1 protein-coding gene is annotated in these 249 nt (G+C 58.2%); it reads left to right on the top strand.

The genetic code is table 11. From position 1 onward, the window contains the following. Positions 1 to 249: VCBS domain-containing protein (locus LZP69_RS16535; protein WP_234201761.1), on the top strand; the 249-nt coding region annotated here is incomplete at both ends.

Consider the following 249-nt stretch of genomic DNA (forward strand, 5'->3'; position numbering starts at 1 on the left):
ACAGCGACGGCAGCTGGTCATTTGATGCTTCTCATGCGGCCTATCAGTCACTGGCTGAAGGTCAGCAGCAAGTCATTAGCGTCGATGTCACCGGCACCGACAGCCAAGGTGCGTCTGATGTGCAGACATTAAGCATTACCGTCACCGGCACTAACGATGCACCGACTGTCTCGGCGGCACTGACCGACCAAGCCACAGACCAAGGCAGCGCCTTTAGCTTTGGCGTGCCTGCGGGCACCTTCGCCGATA

It is taken from the genome of Shewanella sp. AS1 (genome assembly GCF_021412565.1).
Lineage (GTDB): Bacteria > Pseudomonadota > Gammaproteobacteria > Enterobacterales > Shewanellaceae > Shewanella.